At 58.5% G+C, this 20,722-nt stretch carries 22 protein-coding genes; 10 read left to right on the forward strand and 12 right to left on the reverse strand.

Annotated elements, in window-relative coordinates; translation table 11 throughout:
• Positions 1-119: 119 nt before the first annotated feature.
• A complete protein-coding gene (locus BM348_RS14595; RefSeq protein ID WP_092905835.1) occupies positions 120-482 on the reverse strand; it encodes a hypothetical protein in 363 nt (120 codons plus the stop codon).
• A 206-nt stretch (positions 483-688) separates the two neighbouring features.
• Between BM348_RS14595 and BM348_RS14600 the strand changes: the two genes are divergently transcribed.
• From BM348_RS14600 to dpsA, 3 genes are all read left to right on the forward strand, one after another.
• Positions 689-1,756 (forward strand): CNNM domain-containing protein, encoded by a 1,068-nt coding sequence (locus BM348_RS14600; RefSeq protein WP_092905837.1) that lies wholly within the window; start codon positions 689-691, stop codon positions 1,754-1,756.
• A gap of 62 nt (positions 1,757-1,818) precedes the next feature.
• On the forward strand, positions 1,819-2,277 hold the full coding sequence (locus BM348_RS14605) for a universal stress protein (protein ID WP_092906394.1): 459 nt from the start codon (positions 1,819-1,821) through the stop codon (positions 2,275-2,277).
• A gap of 275 nt (positions 2,278-2,552) precedes the next feature.
• Positions 2,553-3,098: a DNA starvation/stationary phase protection protein DpsA gene (gene dpsA, locus BM348_RS14610; RefSeq protein ID WP_092906396.1), complete on the forward strand. Its 546-nt coding sequence runs from the start codon at positions 2,553-2,555 to the stop codon at positions 3,096-3,098.
• Positions 3,099-3,230: 132 nt separating this feature from the next.
• Here dpsA and BM348_RS21430 read toward each other — a convergent pair whose 3' ends face one another.
• Complete coding sequence (locus tag BM348_RS21430; protein ID WP_175507202.1) at positions 3,231-3,398, reverse strand: hypothetical protein; 168 nt, start codon at positions 3,396-3,398, stop codon at positions 3,231-3,233.
• 192 nt (positions 3,399-3,590) lie between these two features.
• On the opposite strand from BM348_RS21430, the gene BM348_RS14615 reads away from it, so the two are divergent.
• Positions 3,591-4,001: a fluoride efflux transporter FluC gene (locus tag BM348_RS14615; protein ID WP_092905839.1), complete on the forward strand. Its 411-nt coding sequence runs from the start codon at positions 3,591-3,593 to the stop codon at positions 3,999-4,001.
• Positions 4,001-4,357: a fluoride efflux transporter CrcB gene (crcB, locus tag BM348_RS14620; protein WP_245779472.1), complete on the forward strand. Its 357-nt coding sequence runs from the start codon at positions 4,001-4,003 to the stop codon at positions 4,355-4,357. Before BM348_RS14615 ends, crcB begins: the two co-directional genes overlap by 1 nt.
• A 7-nt stretch (positions 4,358-4,364) precedes the next feature.
• Here the strand turns inward: crcB and BM348_RS14625 are convergent, their stop codons facing one another.
• The 6 genes from BM348_RS14625 to BM348_RS14650 all read right to left on the reverse strand — a co-directional run bounded on the left by BM348_RS14625 (position 4,365) and on the right by BM348_RS14650 (position 10,293).
• Positions 4,365-4,745 (reverse strand): metal-dependent transcriptional regulator, encoded by a 381-nt coding sequence (locus BM348_RS14625; protein ID WP_092905843.1) that lies wholly within the window; start codon positions 4,743-4,745, stop codon positions 4,365-4,367.
• On the reverse strand, positions 4,742-5,539 hold the full coding sequence (locus tag BM348_RS14630) for a DUF7260 family protein (RefSeq protein ID WP_092905845.1): 798 nt from the start codon (positions 5,537-5,539) through the stop codon (positions 4,742-4,744). Before BM348_RS14630 ends, BM348_RS14625 begins: the two co-directional genes overlap by 4 nt.
• A 175-nt stretch (positions 5,540-5,714) precedes the next feature.
• The gene (locus BM348_RS14635) at positions 5,715-6,650 is read right to left on the reverse strand and encodes an FAD-dependent oxidoreductase (protein WP_092905847.1); all 936 of its coding nucleotides are present in this window, start codon (positions 6,648-6,650) and stop codon (positions 5,715-5,717) included.
• Position 6,651: 1 nt separating this feature from the next.
• Positions 6,652-7,779, reverse strand: a complete 1,128-nt coding sequence (locus tag BM348_RS14640) for an ABC transporter substrate-binding protein (RefSeq protein WP_092905849.1) — start codon at positions 7,777-7,779, stop codon at positions 6,652-6,654.
• Positions 7,780-7,909: 130 nt separating this feature from the next.
• A complete protein-coding gene (locus BM348_RS14645; protein WP_092905851.1) occupies positions 7,910-9,094 on the reverse strand; it encodes an ABC transporter substrate-binding protein in 1,185 nt (394 codons plus the stop codon).
• 125 nt (positions 9,095-9,219) lie between these two features.
• The gene (locus tag BM348_RS14650; RefSeq protein WP_092905853.1) at positions 9,220-10,293 is read right to left on the reverse strand and encodes a sister chromatid cohesion protein PDS5; all 1,074 of its coding nucleotides are present in this window, start codon (positions 10,291-10,293) and stop codon (positions 9,220-9,222) included.
• A gap of 413 nt (positions 10,294-10,706) precedes the next feature.
• Between BM348_RS14650 and BM348_RS14655 the strand changes: the two genes are divergently transcribed.
• Genes BM348_RS14655 through BM348_RS14665 form a run of 3 tightly spaced genes read left to right on the forward strand, consistent with a single transcriptional unit; the run spans position 10,707 to position 13,371 of the window.
• Positions 10,707-11,735 (forward strand): ABC transporter substrate-binding protein, encoded by a 1,029-nt coding sequence (locus BM348_RS14655; RefSeq protein ID WP_175507203.1) that lies wholly within the window; start codon positions 10,707-10,709, stop codon positions 11,733-11,735.
• Entirely contained in the window at positions 11,732-12,574 is an 843-nt protein-coding gene (locus BM348_RS14660; protein ID WP_092905857.1) for an ABC transporter permease, read from the forward strand. The genes BM348_RS14655 and BM348_RS14660 overlap by 4 nt, the downstream gene beginning before the upstream one ends.
• The gene (locus BM348_RS14665; RefSeq protein WP_245779474.1) at positions 12,571-13,371 is read left to right on the forward strand and encodes an ABC transporter ATP-binding protein; all 801 of its coding nucleotides are present in this window, start codon (positions 12,571-12,573) and stop codon (positions 13,369-13,371) included. The genes BM348_RS14660 and BM348_RS14665 overlap by 4 nt, the downstream gene beginning before the upstream one ends.
• Before the next feature lie 467 nt (positions 13,372-13,838).
• On the opposite strand, the gene BM348_RS14670 is transcribed toward BM348_RS14665, so the two are convergent.
• The gene (locus tag BM348_RS14670; protein ID WP_092905861.1) at positions 13,839-15,203 is read right to left on the reverse strand and encodes a transposase; all 1,365 of its coding nucleotides are present in this window, start codon (positions 15,201-15,203) and stop codon (positions 13,839-13,841) included.
• A 153-nt stretch (positions 15,204-15,356) separates the two neighbouring features.
• Complete coding sequence (locus BM348_RS14675) at positions 15,357-15,761, reverse strand: hypothetical protein (protein ID WP_092905863.1); 405 nt, start codon at positions 15,759-15,761, stop codon at positions 15,357-15,359.
• 355 nt (positions 15,762-16,116) lie between these two features.
• Between BM348_RS14675 and BM348_RS14680 the strand changes: the two genes are divergently transcribed.
• On the forward strand, positions 16,117-17,139 hold the full coding sequence (locus tag BM348_RS14680) for a C45 family autoproteolytic acyltransferase/hydolase (protein WP_245779475.1): 1,023 nt from the start codon (positions 16,117-16,119) through the stop codon (positions 17,137-17,139).
• Positions 17,140-17,560: 421 nt separating this feature from the next.
• On the opposite strand, the gene BM348_RS14685 is transcribed toward BM348_RS14680, so the two are convergent.
• Positions 17,561-18,085 carry a hypothetical protein gene (locus tag BM348_RS14685; protein ID WP_092905865.1) on the reverse strand — a complete coding sequence of 175 codons (525 nt, stop codon included), beginning with the start codon at positions 18,083-18,085 and terminating at the stop codon, positions 17,561-17,563.
• Complete coding sequence (locus BM348_RS14690) at positions 18,082-18,978, reverse strand: ParA family protein (RefSeq protein ID WP_092905867.1); 897 nt, start codon at positions 18,976-18,978, stop codon at positions 18,082-18,084. Before BM348_RS14690 ends, BM348_RS14685 begins: the two co-directional genes overlap by 4 nt.
• A 1,370-nt stretch (positions 18,979-20,348) precedes the next feature.
• Here BM348_RS14690 and BM348_RS14700 point away from each other — a divergent pair.
• On the forward strand, positions 20,349-20,645 hold the full coding sequence (locus BM348_RS14700; RefSeq protein WP_092905871.1) for a hypothetical protein: 297 nt from the start codon (positions 20,349-20,351) through the stop codon (positions 20,643-20,645).
• The last annotated feature ends 77 nt before the right edge of the window (positions 20,646-20,722 follow it).

Genomic DNA, 20,722 nt, shown 5'->3' on the forward strand with positions numbered 1-20,722 from the left:
GCAGTGACTCGCGTGTAGCTGGTAACTCGAGGTCAGATGCGAAGTCGCGGCACGATCCCAGCCGCGGATCCACAGCAGAGTGAGAGTCCACGGGGACGTCAGAGCCAGTCGAGCCTGAATCAACTGGAGTCCTGTTTCGCGTCCTCGATCAACGCCGCGAGTTTCTCGTCCACGATCGATTTGAACGCGTCCTCGGTGAGCCCCCGCTGGACGTCGACCGTGAGCATCGCGTCGCAATCGTCGACGATTTCGGGAGCCCACGTACCCTCCGCGAGCTTCGATTCGTCGGTGACGATCGCCTCGCCGTCTTCGATGTCGATGAAGGCCGTAACGGTGTTCCAGAGATCGACGCGTGCCGTCGATGCCTCTTCGTAGAGGCCCGACAGTTCCGTGTCTTCGATCGGATTCGATCGGACCGCCTCGCGCAGTTGCTCGAGGGCGGCCGCGTCGGCTGTGAGTTCGTTCGACTCGTCGTCCGTCATCGACCCCACCACCGAACTGATGATCTGATACGCATACAGGTACGCGACAGGTTAGCGATCCAAACGTAAGTGCCTCACTCTTCGGGCCCATTCGTGATTGGCTCACACATTACTACGGGAGAGTAGAACTGACAGATTCCAGTCGAACAGTGAAACAATCGAACTATTTCCACACTAATTTGTATCCGTCGCCGCGATGGTTCGACATGGAACCCCTCGAAGTCGGTGGACGCATATTGGCGGGACTGATTCTCATCGGGTTGAACGCGTTCTTCGTCGCGATCGAGTTCGCGTTGACTCGAGCGCGACAGTATCCCAAGTCGGAGTTCGACACGCCGTCGCTCCAGCTCGCCTGGGACATGACCGACGACCTCGAGTTCTACCTGACGACGTGTCAGGTCTGGATCTCGGGGACGAGTATCGCGCTGGGGATGGTCGCAGAACCCGGGCTTGCAGCGTTGTTCGAACCGGTGTTCCAGAATACGGTGCTGGCATCGATCGGCGCCGGCTCGTTGCTCGGATTCTTGATCATCAACCTGGTCCACCTGACCCACGGCGAACAGACGCCGACGTACCTCGGCGTCGAGCGATCGAAACAGGTCTGTAAGTACGGTGCGCGACCGCTGTACTACTTCTCAAAGGTCCTCGCCCCGGCGATCAAGTTCGGAGATTGGGTCGCCAAGGGGACACTCGGCCTGTTCGGTATCGAGATGACCGGCGCGTGGCGCGAAACTGAACGAGACGTCATCGAGTCCCGAGCCGACCTCCGAAAACGCGTTGGATCGGCTCTCGAGGAAGGTGACGTTCCGGACGAACGACGCGAAGAAGTGATGAACGCACTCGAGATCGGCGAGCGGGCGATCAGCGAAGTGATGGTATCTCCCGACGATATCGTCACGCTGTCGACCGACGACGACGCCGAAACGAACTTCCAGCGGATGGAAGACAGTCCACAAACCCGGTACCCGCTCGTCGGCGAGGACATGACCGATTTTCAGGGAATCGTCTACACGCCGGTGTTGCTCAGACACCGAGAGCAACTCACTGACAACGGTCTCGATTTCGCCGAGTTGGCCGCGCCGCCGATGACGCTCTCGCCGGATACGACCGTCAGCGATGCGATCGACCAGTTCCAGGCGGAGAGTCAGGAACTCGCGCTGGTGATCGAAGACGGCGACGTAGCCGGTCTGGTGACCGTGACGGATCTGCTCGAGGTGATCATGGGAGATATCGAAGATCCGCTCGACGCCGAACAGGCCGGATCGGTCGAGTAACCGAACGGTCCAGATCGAGTGCAGTCTGGTCCTTTTTGGTGTTTGCAACCGTGTACGTAACCGTGTACGACGAGATATTAGTCCCGACAGATGGCAGCGGCGCGAGCGTTGCGGCGGTCGAACACGCGATCAGCATCGCGAAGCCACACGATGCGACGGTCCACTTCCTGCACGTTATCGACGTGGGAACCGAGATGTCGGCGTCCGGGCTCGGAACGATCGCACCGGAACTATCGAAAAGCCTCGAGCAGCGGGGAAACGACGCGCTCGACGACGCCGTGGAACGAGCCGAATCGGAGGGAGTCCAGTTCGAGCGAACGATCCTCGAGGGGACTCCACAGGAGGCGATAACCGACTACAGCAGCGACCACGCGGTTGATCTCATCGTTATGGGACGCAGCGGCCGCTCCGGACTCAAAGAGCGCATCATCGGCAGTTCGACGGATCGCGTTATCCGATCCGGTGAAGCTCCCGTGCTCGTCGCACACGAAGAGGGGGAGGAAGCGGAAGACTCGGAGTGAGCGTCCGAACGGTCCAAACGGCGCTCGATCCGAACAGCAGTCAGGGTGAGATGGCGAAGTCGGCGCGACCATTGGCTGTGTCATAATACACATAGGTTTCAGAGATTACCTCGATAAAAACTCGCGGGCTTACCGACTCGTAACCGCGCTGGAAATCGAATAGAGACATAGTAAACGGACACGCTATATCTACGGCATATCGAATTTAGGCAGTGCGAAAAATTATTCGAAATTTGAAAAGTTATATATTGATGGCGGACCAAGAGAGAATCGTAATGAGCACACAGAAAACGATTCGCCAGCAGGAAGGAACCGTCGAAGAGAACGCGCTCAGACTCGAGCCCGAGAAGGCCGAACAGATCATCGACGCGCTCAACACGGACCTCGCGGACGCCTACGTCCTCTACCACCAGCTCCACAAGCACCACTGGAACGTCGAGGGCGCGGAGTTCCTCGAGCTTCACGTCTTCCTGCAAGAAGTCTACGAAGACGTCGAGGACGCGGCCGACGACCTCGCCGAACGGCTCCAGGCCCTCGGCGGCGTCCCGCACGCGAATATGACGACTCTCGCCGAGCAAGCGACGGTCACCCCCGAAGACGAGGACGTCTACGACATCCGAACGTCGCTCGAAAACGACCTCGAGATGATGGGCGACATCATCGAGAGTACCCGCCAGCACATCGAACTCGCGGACGGACTCGGCGACTACGCGACGAGCGAAATGCTTCGCGAACAACTCGAGACGATCGAAGAACACGCCCACCACGTCGAACACTACCTCGAGGACGATTCGCTGGTCGTCGAATCGGCGACACAGTAGAAACCGGGCTCCTGAATCGCTCTGAGATCCGAACGAGGGGTCGATCCGTCTCGATGGATCGGAGGAACTCCGTTCAATCGGTCGCCGCTCTGTCTCTCCGCTTGTCGATCGACCGATCGGCACACCGCCGTGTTACTGGCGAACGTCGACCGTCGTATCGCTGGTGATCCAGCCGTCCGTATTCCCGGTTTCGAGAAACACCGTCTTTTCCGGACAGCTCTTGCAAACTGAGATCTCGGGCGTTTCTGGTTCGGTCGCTGTGGTGTGGGACGAATCGGAAGACCCGGTGAGATCTGCCATCGCCCGAATTTAGGATGGCCTAAAATAAAAAGCGTGCGGTTCGTCCTCTCACGACTGGCCGCTCGGTCCCGTCCGATCGCAACCATAACGTAGTGGTCGGATCAAGTGGCGGCAGCGTCCGTTCGCGGCTCTCCGAGCGTACGTCCGTCTGGGCCAATTCACGGAGACTACGGACAGCGAGACGGATCGACAATGACACGAACACATCCCCTCGAGCACGTCGAAGCGATCCTGGCGGTCGGTATCGGCGGGTTCGCGGGTTCGAATCTCCGATATCTCGTCGAGTTATCCGTTCCGAGTTCGCTCGTCGCCACGATGACGGTCAATGTGCTCGGGTGTTTCGCGCTCGGCGTCCTCAGTTACGAGCACCGGTTTCGGGGAACGATTTCCGCGACTAGTCGGACCCTCCTGGCAACCGGGTTCATCGCCTCTTTCACCACGTACAGTACGTTTATTCTCGACGTGCTGACCACCTCCCCACCGGTGGCGGTCGGTTACGTTCTCGGGAGTTACACGGTCGGGTTTGGCGCGGTGGTCGCTGGCCGCGACACGGCGCGATGGATTACAGCTGTTACGCCCCCGATATCGGAGGTGAACGACTGATGGAACCGGCACACCTCCTCGGAACAGGCGGTGCGATCGGGGCGGTAGCGCGCTACGCGGTCGATCAGGCGCTCGCGGGCGACCGGTTTCCCGTCTCGACGCTCGTCGTGAACGTCGCCGGAAGTTTCGCCCTCGGCCTGGTCGTCTTCGCCAGTCTCGACAGCGAGGCCACGCTTCTCATCGGAACTGGAGCGTGCGGATCGTTCACGACCTATTCTTCGTTCTCCGTCCAATCCGTACAGTTGTGGGAACGGGGCGAACGTCTCCGTGCGAGTCTCTACGCACTCGGAACGCTGGGATCGTGCGTATTCGCCGCCGGGATAGCGGCGTGGATCGCGATCAGTCTCAACCTGTGAGTGAAAATCAGAGGGCAGTAATCTCGTCTCGATCGGACTCGAGCACCGTTTCGACCAGACGGTCGGTGACAAGTGAACTCACGCTCCCTGCAAGTTCCATGGCTTCCTGCTCCGGATCTTCGACCTCGAGGACGTCCCGAAAAAACGCTAGGAAAACAGCGTACTGCTCGTACAACTCCGCGGCGACGGTCCGCCCCTCCTCGGTGAGGGTAACGCCTTCGTACGGTTCGGACGCGACCAGCCCGTCCGACTCGAGGCGCTGGAGCATTTCGGTCGTCGCCGCCGGCGACCGATCCAGTTTCTCGCCGATCGTTCCCGGCGGGATCGGTTCACCACGGCGTCGTGCGGCGACGTAGACGACGAGCAGATACTGGGAGCGGTTGCTCATACGCGTCGGGTCAGCTGATCCCGCACGGACCGTTCGTACTCGAGACAGTCCGCCGAAAGGCGAGCCATCGTCGACAACACCGGATATCGGACCTCGAGGCCCTCGTACATCGATTCGACGAACGGTCGGTGGGCGAGACCGATCCGCCCGTCGAAGCTGTTCGTTCCGTGGAGGACCTCCTGGCGGTCGTCGACGATCGCTTCACACCGGGATCGATGCGCGGAAACGGTTTCATGGTGCTCGAAGAGCGTCTCGAACTCGAGGGTCAGCAGCGACGCTTCTCTGGTCGTCTCGAGCCACTCCACGATGGGGTCGGCCGCATCGAGCGTTTCCTCGAGCGAGGTAACTTCGATGTCGATCGCCTGCGTTACCGCCTCGAGTTGCGTTCGACGGCGTTCGATGGCCGAGTGGAGGATCCGTTCGGTCTCGACGGTATACGTCTCCGACGCCGTTGGTTCGAGCTGGCTCGACACCTCGGTACCGAACACCCGTTCGATCGTCTCGACGAGCCGTGGATCGTCGGAGCTACCTTCCGAGCAGAACGCCGAGACGAACGCGTCTCGGACCTGATCCATTCGGTTCGGAGCGTCGACCGCCCGCGGCGTCGCCGACGCCATCGAGAGTCCACCGTCGCCGACCGCTGTCGGGGTCTCGACTGTGGTTGCGGACCCGACGGGATCGATTCCCTCGATGGTAGCATCAAACTTATCGAGAGCCGATTTCGTCTCCGAGACCCCGTCTCGCGTCCGTTCGACCGCTGAAAGCGCGTCTCGAATTGGTGTGAGATCAGTCATACGTTTTCACCCGATACCGTCGCAGTACCCGCACGTCGGTCGGTCCAAAATTGTAGCCCATATTTTTAGGCCAGCCTAAAACATTATAGTGTTTACGGCTTTTCGAACGTCGACACAGCTGAAAAAGGGGGCCCGAACGGTTCTCGACCACCGGAACGGGCGGAACTACCGTCGATCAGTCGGTACCGGTTTCACCCGATCGTCGCCGTCGTACGTACGCCTCGATCGTCTCGTCGTCGATGGCGTCTAACACTCGATCGGTGCCGATCGTCTCGAGGAGTCGACCGAGTCCGCGGCGAGATCGTTCGTCGGCGCTCGTTTCGGAGACCCTGGTCTCGAACGCCCGATCGATATAGCGCTCCCGAAGTCGTTCGTAGCGCTCGTCGGAAAGGCCGTGATCCTCACCTGCCTCGTCGTCGAACCAGTCTCGCCAGCGGTCGCGATCGTTCCACTCCCCTGAGAACTCCGCGTCCCGGCGGAGCCAGTCGTAGTGCTCGGCGACGCCGTCCGGGTACCCCTCCTCGCGTCGCCGGTCCGCCAGCACACACCGACCGACGTGTGCGCCGTGGCCGGCGGCGACGACTGCCTGAGTGCTCCGCTGTCCGGCCGGTGACGCGACGTACAAGCCGTCGATCGGCGTCCGGCCGTCAGCGTCGGCGTACGCCGGATCGAAGTGTTCGTGTTCCTCGCCGTCGTGATCGTGTGTCTCGAACATGGCATCGCCGCCGAGCGGCCGCAGGTACTCGCCGTCGTACCACGTCGCCGCGACGACCACCGTCGCAGTCACACTCGCAGCGTCCTGCGGATCGACGACGAATCTCTCCGTGTCGTCCCCTCTATCGACGGTATCGACCGTATCGGCCACGAGGTCACAGCCCGCTTCCTCGACCTGTGCGTGTATTAGGTCGTAGAAGCTGTCGATATCGATTCCCGCGGGAAAGCCGAGGTAGTTCTCGAGATGTGCACACCGCCGAAGCGGTGCGGCACCGCGATCGAATACGGCCGTCTCGAGTCCGTACCGGGCAGTGAAAACGCCGGCCGCACAGCCCGCCGGACCGCCACCGACGATGACGACGTCGTAGTCCGTCGATTCGGACGAGCGATCGGTCATCTCAGACCTCACCGGCGACGATGTCGGCGACGTGCTGTCGATCGAACAGTGGTTCGTCGCCGAATTCGTCCGGGTAGAGTCCCTGTGCGGCCCGCTCGAGCTGGAAGAGGTGGATGATCGGCCCCTGATAAGTCAGGCCACCATAGATGACGCGGTCGTTCTGGACCGCCTGGAGTTCACTCGCGACGTCATGGTCTTCCAGATGCGAGCGGATTTCGCTGTCGAAGTACTCCTCAGTGATCTCGCCCTGCAATCTGATCGCGAGCGCGTCGGGATCGATCTCCAGCAACGTCTCGTAATCGATCGCGCCACCGCCCGCCTGCGTGTCGGTAACGTCGTGTTGAGCCAGCGCATCGCCGACCTCGAGGTCGTTCCAGTGTTTGGACTGGGTACCGGAGCCGATGCGGTAGGGATAGAACGATTCCGGCGGGATGGATTTGGGGTACAAGATCGCGATGTCGGGGGTCTCCACGGGGAGTCGCGAGCGGACATCTTCGAGGATTTCGTCGTGATACTGCTCGAACGCCTCGTAGCGCTCGGTGGCCTGAAACACCTGCGCGACTTTCTCGAAGGCCTCGTACATCGAGTACTCCGCGTAATCGTGCCAGTCGTACACCCTCGAGAAAATCGTGTTTCCGATAAAGGGCGCGACCCTGTCGCTGATTTCCTCGACGTAGGCCTCGCTCCAGTCGACCCGATTGATCATGAAATTCGGATCGATGACGTGGACGTCGGCACCCAGTTCGTAGAAAATCTCCCGTCCGGTTCCGCCGTCCTCCCAGAGTTCCGTGAGGTCGTCTTTGTCCACGGAGACGCCGGGCAGGTCTTCGTAGAGGTGCGACCCGAATCGGGCTTTGACACCGATAGCAGAGAGTCCGTCCGCCTGCCCGAGAGCGACGCCCATATCGGCGTAATCGCCGGTGTACGGGAACCACGTCTCGGGGACCGAGTCGAACTCGACGGTTCCGACGGGTTCCATCGTTACCGAGTACGAGCCCTCGTCCGACGACGACTCCGATCCCGGATCGGTGATACAGCCGGCGAACAGACCGCCGCCGGCGACCGCGGTGCCGTACTTGATCGCGTCTCGTCGCGTCGGGTTCTCGAGTGATCGTCCAGCGCGTCCCATATTTTTAGGCCAACCTAAAACATTATAGCAGTTCCGATATTCGCGCTCGCGAATCGAGGACGGTTTCGCTCGAAAATTGGCACCCGACCGACGATATCGGTCGACCCGACGGGGAAGCCGAGGTCCGAGATCAGTAGTCGCCGGTGACGATATTCGCGACGGTCTGGCGGTCGAAGAGCTGTTCTTCGGCCGAGAACTCCGGGTACGATTCGCCGTCGAACCCGGGCCACTCGCCGAACTGATCGGGGTAGAGCTGTTTGGCCGCCATCTCGAGTTGGAAGAGATTCATGAGCGGCCCCTGAACCGGATGACCGGAGGCGTAGAACTGGTCGTTCTCGATGGCCGTGAGCTGGCTCGCCACCGAGTGGTCTGCAAGCGTTTCCCGGATCCCGGCGACGTCGTAGGTCGAGATGCCGAACCGATGGAGGATAACGTCTGGATCGACCTCGTGCATCGTCTCGAAATCGTACGTCGTGTCGTACGTGACGTCGTCGCCCGCGAACGCGTCCGAAACTCCGAACGGGCGCAGGTCGGCGGTCGCGAATCCGGACGCGTTGATCGCCGAGGGATAGAACGTCTCTTCCATGTAGATTATCGATCCGACGGTCGGCCGTTCCTCCTCCGGCGGCAGGTTCGACTCGATCGTCTGCAAAAGGTCGTCGCGCACCACTTTCAGTCGTTCGTACTTCTCCTGTTCTCGAAATACCGCGGCGACGCGCTCTGCGATCTCCCAGAGCGTGTAGTACTCGTACTCGTCCCGATACCCTTCCGGCGGTTCGGAGTGTGACCTGCTGAGAACGTTTCCGAACCAGGGCCCGATGTTCTGGCCGATATTCTCGATATCGGACCGTTCCCAGCCGTTCATCGAAACGATCAGGCACGGGTCGACGAGGTGAAGATCGGAGTTTAGTTCGTAGAATAGTTCCTCATCGACCATGACGTTCTCCGACCCGGAGTTTAGCTGTTCGAGGCCGCTCGAGTCGAACGAAACACCCTCGAGGTCACCGTAGTACGTCTCGAGGGTCCGTCCCTCCGTGTCGGCATCGAATCCGAGCGAGTTGATCGCATCGCCGTGTCCGTACGCGACCGCCATATCGGCGTACAGGAGGCTATAGATCATCACGTTCTCCGGAACGCCGGAGAACGACACCTCGCCCATCGGTGCCATCGAGGCGGTGTGAGTCACTTCGCCGCCTCCCCCGTCGCCGCTCGAGGCGTCGTCGATACAACCGGCGAGTAGACCGCCGCCGGCGACTGCGCCGGCGTACTTCACGTACGTTCGCCTCGTCGGTTCGCGAATCGAATCGCGGGTCATGTTTTTAGGCACTCCTAAAACAGTATAACTATTTCGATTCGAAATCGATCCCTAGACGGTCGAACGGGACGGATGCAGGGAAGCCGCTGTTACCGGCTACGAAAGCGAGACGATCCGAAGCTAGGTCACCGCGGCCGACCACACTGTGGACAAAACGGCGGACCGCCTCCCGGAATCGACACGCCACAGTTCGGACACGAATCGTCATCGACGCTTTCGATCTTCGTGACGACGTCCGCGGTACCCGCTCGAATCGAGCGCACCGTTCCCACGTCGCAACGGTTGCGCCCACCCTGTCGATCAGCGATTACGTCGTCCGTATCGGTTACATCGTTGGTGTCGAGTACGTCATCGTCATCGAGTACGTCGGCTACGAAATGAAGGCGATCGACGAGAAAATCCTCTGAGTCCTCGCCTGTGACCGAACTCACGCTCGAGATCGAGACGTTCGGAATCGATGCGTCGGGTTCCGATCGGACGAGTACGCCGAGCGCCTCTGCCGCCCGGCCCCGAACGAAGGGGCTGTCGTCGCTCAACCGGTCGGCTAACGCATCGACGTGCTCGGACAGCGCGTCGGGATACGCACAACCGACCGCGACGATCGCAGTACAGAGGTGATAGCGAACGAGTTCTTCCGAATCGTCGAGGTGTGTCGCGAGGTCCCCGACGTGGTGACGGAGTCGGTCTTGATCACCCAGCGCAATGTACTCGAGCGCTTTCGCCAGTTTCTCTCGCACCTCAGGTTCGTCGAACGTCAGTCCGATACGGAGATCCGCAACCACGTCGGGCGATGCAACCGCTTCAGGCTGCTCGAGTGCGACGTATCCCAGCGCCTCCGCGGCGCGAGCGCGCACGTAATAGAACTCGTCCTCGTCGGCCAACCGATCGGCGATCGAGGGGACGAACGACGCGACCGCCTGCGGATCCGCCTCGGCCACGACGACGAACAGTTTCACGGTCGTCAGTCGGACCGAACGGTGTTCGTCGACGAGAAAGCCCGTCAGCGACGATAGGACGGGCGCGAATTCCGAGGGACGCTCTCTGGCGACTTCGCGAACTCGTCGGACTCCTTTCTTGCGTCGCTCGACGGTATCGGCGGTTCGAAGTCGCTCGAGGTACGCCACCGCGTCTTCGATGGAGCCTTCCTCGAGGAACCTCGAGAACTGATCGACGGATAGCAACTGTATCGAATCGTCCATGGAATCGTCAGAACGTTTTCGCCACTCGAGCGGATCGCATTGAATGTTACCCACACGGTGGCGCGAGGGAATCTTCTTTCCACGCGAGCAAGATCCCTGTCTCGAAGACGTAAGTTCCACGAAGCGACCGGTGTGATTCCACAGAGCAGTTGGGAATCTCGACGTAACGACACCGCACCGCGACTCTCGAATCTGCCCGGGTAGTGAACCCCTGCGAGTTGCTTAGCGAGACGTGGTATCTCCCCGAACCGACAGCCCCTCCTCTCTGGGTTTCCGTTTGATGAGCCATCTACCCTATCGACAGTTATTTCGCCGACGGGCCACCGGTGAGATGCAACTTCAACCATAGATGTTAACCCACGCATCTTTAATCGCAGATATTATTATATATGCCCAATATCTTATTAACACCGATGGCCCAAACTACGCGACGAAGACTGCTTCGGAGGATGGGTGCGAGTGCGGTTGCAATAACAGGAACGGCAGGTTGTCTCGGTCGCAGCGGCGGATCACTCGACTCGGTGACTGTCGCGTACGTCCCGATTTATCCGAATATGCAACACTACGTGATGGAAAAGGAGGGGTATTACGAGGACGTTCCAGCGGACGTCACTATCGAGCGATTTAGCTCCGGACCGAGCGCCGTTACGGCGTTCGCCAGCGGAGACATCGACGCTGCACTTTTCGGTATCACCCCGGCGATGGTGCTCGCCGACAAAGGGACCGATGCCGGTATCCTCGCGGCAAATTCGAGAAACGGTTTCAAACTCATGGCGACCTCAGAGCTCGTCGATTTGTACGAACAGGAGAGAGCAGCCATGTTCGAGCGGTTCGAGGAGGAACGCGGCCGCAAGATCCGATTCGGAGCCCCTCCGGACGGAAGCGTCCCCGACATCGTGCTTCGATACTGGATCCAGGAGGATCTCGACGCCGGTGAGATGGACTCCGTCATCAACAAGTCGAAAGTTCCGCCGGCGAAGGCGGTCCAGACGCTCCAATCGGGTGATATCGACGCGACGATCATCCAAGAACCGTTCGCGACGATAATCGCACAAGACGACGGCTTCGGCGAGCTCGGTTGGTCCGGGGATATCCTGGAAAATCACCCCGTCACAGTGCTGTTCGCGAACCAACAGGTACTCGATGACGACGAAGTCGCACAATCGCTGGTCGAACAGCATACGGCGGCGACCGAGTTCACGGGAGACTCGTCGGATGCAGCCGCTTCACACGCCGCGTCAGTGATCGGCTCCGGCGGAAGTGAGGACCTCGCGAAGGCCGCCATGGACTCCGAGGCGTCCGAGTTCATCTCGGATCCCCACGCGATCACCGACCAAGCCGCGACGATGGGGGAGTTCGTCGCGAACGTCGGGACCATCGAGGAACCGATTGCGACCGAGAACCTGTTCGCGTTCGATCCGTACGACACTATTCAGGAATGAGTACTCGTATCGACACCAGTGCAACCGCGGTGGTCGCCGACAGCTTCGAGGGAGACTTGCGGCGGTATCTGCGCGGACTGGGCGGTCTCCTCGCGTTCGTTCTCGTCTGGTGGGTCAGCGCGATGACGACACAGCCGTCGTATCTAGTGCCGGGTCCCCTCGAATCAGTGCACGCGTTCATCAACCTGTTTGCGACCTCAACGGCGATCGTAGTCCCCGTTCTGGGATCGAGTCTCGTGCTCCCGACTGGGCTTGCACACCTCGCACAGACGTTGTTCCACTACGTTCCTGGCCTCTTGCTGGGTGCCGGCTGTGGAATCAGTCTCGGGCTGGCGATGGGTTGGAAGGGGACACTCGACGACTGGTTACGGCCGCTCGTCCGGGTGCTGCGACCGATCCCGCCGCTGGCGTGGGTCGTCTTCGCAATCGTCTGGTTCGGTATCCACCACACCGGCGCGGCCTTTATCGTCTTCGTCGGCGCATTCTGGATCAACTTCTACGGCGCCTACGGTGGCGTCGAAGACGTCTCGAACGAACTGACCGACGTCGCGTCGACGCTCGGTGTCGAACGCGACCTTTCGATGCTAAAGCTCGTCGCGCTCCCGAGCGCTGCACCCCAGGTGTTGACGGGTTTCCGGACGAGCATCGGACGGTGCTGGATGATCGTCGTCGGCGCCGAGTTGTTCGGCGCACCCGGCGTCGGCTACGAGATTATAAACGCCTCGAACAACCTCGCGATGGCGACCAGCGTCGCCTATATGGTCCTTATCAGTCTCGCGTTCCTCTGTATGGACGTGGGTTTCCGACTCGTCGAACGGAGGGTGCTCGCGTGGCGATGAGCAAGCGATCGCCTTCAGCGCAGGAATCCGACGAGAAGATCAGTATCAGGAACGTCAGCAAGGCGTACAAGTCGACCCAGGCGCTCGAGGACGTCTCGCTCTCGATTCCAGATGGAGAGTTCTGTAGTGTAGTCGGGCCCTCCGGCTGTGGGAAGACGACCCTGTTGCGAGCGATCGCCGGCCTCGACGATCCGGACAGTGGCTCGGTCCTAGTTGGCGGTGACCCGGTCACCGATCCGGGTCTGGATCGAGGGATGGTCTTTCAGGAGTACGCGTTGTTCCCCTGGCGAACTGTCCGGGGGAACGTTCGGTTCGGCCTGGACCGGCCCGCGTGTGAGTGTGCGGACTGCGAGGCACGGGTCCGAGAGTTGATCGATCTCGTCGGCCTCGAGGGCTTCGAGGACGCGTATCCGAAGGAACTGTCCGGCGGCATGAAACAGCGCGTCGGGATCGCTCGTGCCCTCGCCGTCGACCCGGAGATTCTGTTGATGGACGAACCGTTCGCCAGTGTCGACGCGCGGACCCGTGACCGCCTGCACGCCGAATTGCTCGACATCTGGGCGCAGACCCAACAGACCGTCGTGTTCGTCACCCACGACATCGACGAGGCGGTGACGCTGGCCGACCGCGTCGTCGTTATGGGTACGGATCCAGGGACCGTCCAGTCGACCATCCCCATCGATATGGAGCGTCCACGTGAACGGACGGCGCGTGACTTCGTCGAGTACGTCGCGAGAATCAGAGACGAACTCGGAAGTCCTACTGACGGTGGCCATCAACATGATCTCAATGGCTGAATTTTACTGCCGTCTTCCCTTCCACGATCTGGATGCCCAGATCAGGACGATTCCCAGCACCAATGCTATCACGCCGATGACCGTCCACTGCGGTGATCGTCCAGTGGTTGGCCCACGGTCTGCGATTCACAGAATGGGCCCTATTTGTACGAGTCCGAGGCCTTGAACTGGCCTTGACATCCTCCCCGCGCTAAAGTGCGAGGTTTTGGGCCTACTCATCCCATAACCACATCTCGCCGCCACCTGTTTTTTCCTCAAACCTCATCTAGTGAGTGTCAAGAAGATGGAAAGGTAGTGAATAATCGGTTGGCACTCGGGTCGTTCCGCTGTTCTTCGACGCGAAATCAGGGGGCGCGAGACGCTATCTGGTCGCGACGACACCGGCTGTCCGGTGAAACACGCGAAGTTCGGGGGAGAACGCGAGAGCAGCAGCTACGCGCTGAGCGAACCCAAGAGAGAACAGCCGGTTAGTCGGGTGGGTCGAACCCGATGTGCTTCCCGGCGAGCGTGAGGAACGTCGTCGCCTGGACGCGCGGACTGTAGTCGGGGTCGTCCTCGAACGCCAGCTTCACGAGGAGATCGACGAGTCGCCAGACGTTGTAGAGGACGCACGCGAACGCGAAGTTAAAGTACCGGTACTCGTGGTCCTTCGAGGTCGTTCGGACGCGGAACTGCTTGATCTGCTTGTACCCGTTCTCGATCCCCCACCGGTTGGAGTACCGCGAGATGAACCCCCGTTTGGTCGCCAGCATCTCCTCTTCGGAGTCGGCTTCGCTGGTGTCGAACGCCGGGTGATTCGTCTTGAAGTAGGCGTACGCCGCCGCATCCACCTCACTCCCCGGCAGGTCGTCCTCGCTGTCGCGGACGTCCTCGAGGACGTCGTCGAACCACTGGTCGTCGTCGACGTCGTTCAGGTCGTCACCGGTTACGTCCAAGAAGTCAGCGACGAGCTCCTGCCGCACCTCCTCGTGTTGCTCCTCTTCATCTGGTTCGTCCTCGGGGTCTTCGCCGGTCTGCTCGAAGACGTCGGTGTTCCGCGCTGGGAGGCACACGCGCTTGCGGTCGGGACCGGTGATGGTCTGCTGAGTCTCAACGCGCACGCGCTTCCCGGCCTGCCGGAGCCGGGTACAGGTGGCGCGCTCGCTGGCGTTCTTCTGACCGGGCGTCAGGTAGTGCACGCCGTGTTTCTCGCAGGACTCGCGGACTTTGTCTACGTCGAACTCACGGTCTATCATCAGGAGGTCGAGGTCCGGCACGATTTCGAGCGCGCCGCCGAGGAGTTCGTCGACGATCTCGTCACGCGGCATCCCGCGCCGGACGGGGATGGCGTCGAGGACGAGGGGGACATCGAGGCCGACGATCTGGATGGTCGCCCACTGGAAGTAATAATCGACTTCCTGCGTTTCCTTGTCCTTGTAGCCGAGAATGTAGTCGTCTTTGGGGTGGTCGTCGTCCGTCCACTCGATTTCGCCTGTCCACGGGTTGCCTTTCGTGATGTCGATAGCCGACGACAGCTTCCCCTGTAACTCGCCGTTGTGACGCGCCCTCGCGACGAGCATCTGGGCGGTGGACTGGAGCATCGACCGGATGGACTCGACGTCCAGCTTCTGGAGGTGATGCCGGTGGGTACGGGCGACGTGCTGCTGGTCGCTGGGGCGGGTGGTGTTCACGCGGAAGGCGTCGAGACCGCCCTCGGTAAACGCATCCTGTAGCGTGCCGGCGTAGGCGTGAGCCTCCCAGAACGACCCCTCGGGGATGCTGGCGTTCTCGGTGCGGTCAAGGGTGAAGCAGTCCATCACGAACGGCTTCGCCTGCGCCCACACCTCCTTCATCTTCTCGTCGGTCAGCCGCTTCTCAGACCGCTCACTCTCGCCGTTGCGGTCCTCGGGCTGGAAGACGTCGTCGGGGACGGCAATGCCGTGGTCACGCGCCTGGTCGACGATACGTTCGGCGACGTGCTGGCAGAGCGCCTGCGTGACTGGCGGCTAGGACTCGTGAAAGACCTCCCAGAGCCGCGACTGGCTGGGTTCGCTGTCGAAGCCGAAGCGGTCGGCGAGCCAGGGGTTGTCGTTGAACTCACGCTTGAGACGGGTGGACTGCCACCCCATTCCGAGCCGGTAGACGTGCGCGCGAAACCACGGCTCGAGGCCGGTGTAGTTGTGGTGCCAGTCGGCGCGGTCGTCGGGGAGGTCGCCGCCGGATACGCGGATGGAGAGGCTGGAGACGAGGTCGGCGAACGTCGGCGGATTGCGTTTCCCGATGTCGTAGCGAAGCGTGGTATGGAGGGTGAGGCCACCCCAGTCGTGATTGCCCGGCTGGATTTCCGTCCGGGCGACGACGGAGATGCGTTCGTCGGGGGTGAAGTCGGCGAGGCGCGCGGTCTCTGTCACGTCACTCCGAACTTACTGCGCTTTGACTTATATTCCTTCGCAGTCACAGGGTGCTCATTGTCGGTTCCTGTATCTAATGTCACTATCGGTCGATCAATTCGATGACACGCTCCTCAAGGCGTTCGAGTGGAGGAATGTATTCCTTGAATCATCCAGTGATTGAGCTACGACACACTTTACTAATAATTGACGAGTAAGAGAACCTATCTTTCAATTCTTATTCTGCTAGCCGCGGTAAAAGCCGGGAATCATGAGGGCCCGTAGTGCGGGGATGATCGTCAAGACTAACGGCTGAATAATGGGAAAATATATGTGTATGATAACATTTACAAGTTCGTCATTTCTGCTATTGGTTATGGACGAATACGAGATAGACGGTAGTCACTATGAAATGGGTCAACAGTTCGGTACGCAACTAGAGCAAGAGGGGTTATCGCTCGACGCCATCTCCGTAGAGTCAGTAGATCGATCCGAGGAGATGATTCAGTTCGCTAGCGAGTGTGAACCGCTAATTGAGAAGCACTACCCCAAACTGCTTCATGAACTTCAGGGGATCGCAGATCGTACAGGTGTCGATACGCAAGCTGTGAAGAGTATTCCGCTAGCCCTGAATGCCGATCCGGGTTGCTCTCTGATTGCAATTTCGGACAACCATACCGCGGGTGACGTACCTCTTTTCGGTCGTAACCATGACTTCTATCCCTCGCTTCGTGAGTATTCAAAACTGTTCCATACCACACCGGAAGATGGTCTCGCTAGTGTCGGATGTGCACACAACTTCGTCGGTCGTCTTGATGGTGTCAACGAAGCCGGCTTAGCTATCGGCTTCTCGGGAGTCCCAACGGATGAGTACGCGCCAGGCTTCATGTGGCCATTAGCCGTCCGAACTGTCCTCGACACCTGCCACACAGTCTCGGAAGCAGTTTCGTGTTTAGAGGATATCCCTCATTCACAAAACGTGAATTTTCTTGTCGCCGACAAAACGGGCAGTATTGCGCTAATTGAGGCTAGCCCCAAAGCAGTAAATACAATACGGCCGGACGATGGGTTTGCGAGGGCGACAAATCAGTTCACTTCAGAATCGATGCAAGAGTACCAGTCTTCCAACCGAGTTCCAACCGACTGCTCTCGATTTCAGAGGCTCGGTGATTGGTTCTGTAATCATTCTGCCTCGATTGAATTGGATGATCTTCAGACCGTCATGAGTAATCCCGAAACAGGAGTGTGCTGGCGAATTGATGAGCACGAAGGAGACGATCCGCGCGCCACGATCTGGTCTTGGACGATGGAAGTGGGTGAGGGGATTAGCTATCTTGCGCGTGGTTCTCCAGCCGAGACAGCTTACGAACCAATCTTTGTCCCTGAATCGACTCAATAACTCTATTTTCTCGGACTAGTTCTATGGATCCTGAGTGGATATGTAAAATTTAGGAGTGGAATCTCGATAGTAAACTAATATAGTCGAATTTATATTTTCGGTATTTCTTTGAGCATCTTGTCTACCCACAGAAAATTTCCGGTATTTCTTGCCACGCCATAATTTGGAAGAATGATTATCTGAGAATTAGGCTGTTAATATCCTCACTCCAAACTAGGGGTGGGACCACTCCTTTGCGATGTGTAGAACTCAGTTAGTTAAGGCGAGAATCAAGGAACCGGGCGAGTGGAACTGCATGAGTTTACCCACCCCAAGTGAAATCGCCCTCGAACACTAAGAACCGTTAGGGACCAAGCGATTATATCTGACGTTGCTATCTTCAGGAGTGTCAAATGCATATAGCGCAGTATGGTTTATTCAACTAATCTTCCCGAGTATATCCCATCGCGAGCAACTCCTCGAGCACGTCGTCCTGATTCCGCAAAGCTGCGCGATAGACCGCTTCTCGAACGTCGAACTTCGGGACGTCTCGACCGAGCGTCGACTCGAGTTCGGTGACGAGGTCTCGTTCGCCCTCGATGACGTCGTCGTGAACGAAAAACGTGAGTCGTTCGTCCCGTTCGAACTGGACCGACTTGTCCTGAATCGCGCGGCGAACGATGTACGAGTGGGACTGTTCACCCTGGGTTCGCGTCCCGGAAGTACCACGTGACCGCTCTCTGGAGTCCGACCGAAATTCGGACGGCGCGTCCGGTTCACCCGTCGAATCAACAGCTTCGACGCCGCTCGAGGACCGACCCGAAGTACCCGAACTGGACGCGGATTCGCTCGAGCCTGCCGAACTGGTCTCCGCGGACTCCCCCGACGTATCCTCGTCTCCTTCTTCGTCGTTCGTCTCTTCGTCCCCCCAGAGGTCGTCGCCGGAACCCGATTTGAGGCCGGTCATGCGCGCACCTCCGTTTCCTCACGCTCGAGTGCACCCGGTTCTGGCGGTTCCGGTGCCTCGATGTTGCCCTGTCGTTCGAGGTGTCGGGCCAACCGATCGAACTTCTCGAGGGTCTCGAGTTCGTACTCCCGCTTTCGGTCTCGGTGTTCGCGCACGTAGGTAAACGCGCTACAGCGTTTGCGCCAGCAGCCCTCGAGAAGCGAGGTCCGATCGCGGAGCATTTCGGGAACGTCGAACCCCTGCGTTTCGATTTCGTCGATGATGGTCCCCTGATCCCGAGTTCCCTTGAACTGGTTCGGGATCGCGGCGAGGACACCGATATTGATTTCGAGTTGGGCTTCGAGGTTCGAGACCAGATCGTCGAGCCCGCTCACCGATGCCTGTCCTTTACCCGAGGGCTCGAGCGGCAACACGAGATTTCGCGTCGCGTCGAGAGCGTTGTACAGATGCGGACCCGAGCTCGCTGGGGGATCGACGATGAGGACGTCGTACTGGTTGTGGACCTCCGCCTCGCGGAGGACGCGCTGTAACTGCGTCCACATAGGGAACGACTCGCCGAAATCGCTTCGGGCCTCCTGTTCCTTCCGCAGCGCTTCGCCGAGATCCTCGAGTCGGTTGTGTTCCGGAACGATGTCGACGCCGTGTTCGACGGTCTCGAGGATATCGGCGAACGGTCCGTTTGCACGACCGACGAGGTGGTGTACCAGCGTATCCGTCTCGGTATCCGATCGATTCTGGTCGGCATCGAACAGATAACTCAGGTCGCCATCCTGCGGATCGAGGGGGACGACGAGAACGTCGAGCCCAGCACGGGCGTGTGCCACCGCCAGATTCGCGCTAAGCGTCGTTTTCCCGACGCCGCCCGCCTCGCTGTATACCGCGTATGAAAGCATATATGAGATTCATTGAAGGGAGCAACTATAAGTTTTCGCTAGGACGCACAACTGCCAAAAACATCTATAACACACACATAATTAGTTCGGTTGTTAGTAAGACATGCTACAAACAGATGTTGCAAACAAGCGTTTCAAACAAACGTTACAAACAAGAGTCATGATCAATCAAGAGATTCAAAGGGGCGAAACGTGCCCTGCATTGAAGCCATGCAGCTAATGAAAACGTACAGATGCAGCAGACCAACGCAACAATCATAACACGCAAACACCAATCCCGTTTGAAGGAATTATTTAAAACGTCTATTTGAAACATAGGCTTAAACCAATGGTTCGTGACAAGCAACCATATATTCTGAATATATCATACAATCAATTTTACTGTTTGATATACATAATGGAAGAACACAATAACACGCTATAAACGAACGCACTACACCAAAAGGCAATTTATACTACATGGTGGCTGATTTAAATAGCGATAAAGCGGGAACGCAGTTCGGAGATCATCGACAAAACACGAGATAGAACGACGAGAATCGGAAATTAAAGACATTTGATAATACACCTACTTCGAGCATCGACGACAAAATATCGGTTACGAAATTCGACAGACATTGAGAAGACGACCAGGAAGGGACGACCGGCAGCTACGCACCGAAACAAACGCACAGCCAAGAGACGGGGTGACCAGCCAGAGCTCTGTGAGTGAACGACTGTCGCTGCCACACTTACCAAACCACCACAAAAACGTCGTGAAACGGTGTCCAATCAGTCTCGAGTACTGCAACAGATCTCGCCCCTGTATGAGCAGTTCGATCTCGAATCGGACGCGGATCGACAACGGCGTGAACGGCCCATATATTACATGACGCTATATCTATTTTGATAGGCAGAAGGCAGGCACGTCACGAATACTCGATTGGATTGTTTAGTGAACCTGCGAACTGAACGTCCAAAAAATATAGTAATAGCATCCATTACGTATGGTATGGCGAAGTGGCTTCGAATATTGACTAAAATACATCACTATCACTATCCCGTTATCGGGTTTTGTGGCTTACTATGGACAGTCGTGTTCTCTAGGCCTGGAACCCACCTGATTACAGTGGGGCCGATACAGCTGGATGTCTTCTATATTTTAGTTGTTTCGTTCGGAATACTGTTGGTACTGGCCGACGAGTATAATCCAGAAGACTACGGCCTTGGACCGTCGGAGTCAGAAAAGTAGGACTCCTATACTGAACGGCAACTACGTGTGCGAACCGAGTAGAGTCGTCGGCACCGTTCACTAGGTGCGGATAGAATATCCTTGTAGATGGCGAGGAAATGCCACAAGTACTTATCCGTTCGGGGGCACCTATACACAAATGTTCTCCATCGACGAAACCGTATTTAGCGAGCCTTCTGGCGGTCTCTTTGCACTGGTTCAGCTCTGTGGAGCATTCCTTTTCTCGGGTATCTATGTATATTACGTGATTATGGGAAATTCGACAGTGGGCAGTTGGATGCTATTTATCATAGTTGGGACTGCCTTGTCCGGAATCGCTGAGTCCCTTCCGAAACCCCGACGACGGGCGGCTGGTGTTCTGCGGCTCACAGCAATTTTCGTACAGGTGGGGCTTCTCGTTGCCCTCTTCTTCGCACCTGAACTTCTCATCGGGTGAGAGTAGCAGTCTGGCTAAATTGGGTGCTGTTGTGACGAGCCTGTGACTCCCCCGAGTACCGGAAACTACACGAGACA

Source organism: Halostagnicola kamekurae (assembly GCF_900116205.1).
Classification (GTDB): domain Archaea; phylum Halobacteriota; class Halobacteria; order Halobacteriales; family Natrialbaceae; genus Halostagnicola; species Halostagnicola kamekurae.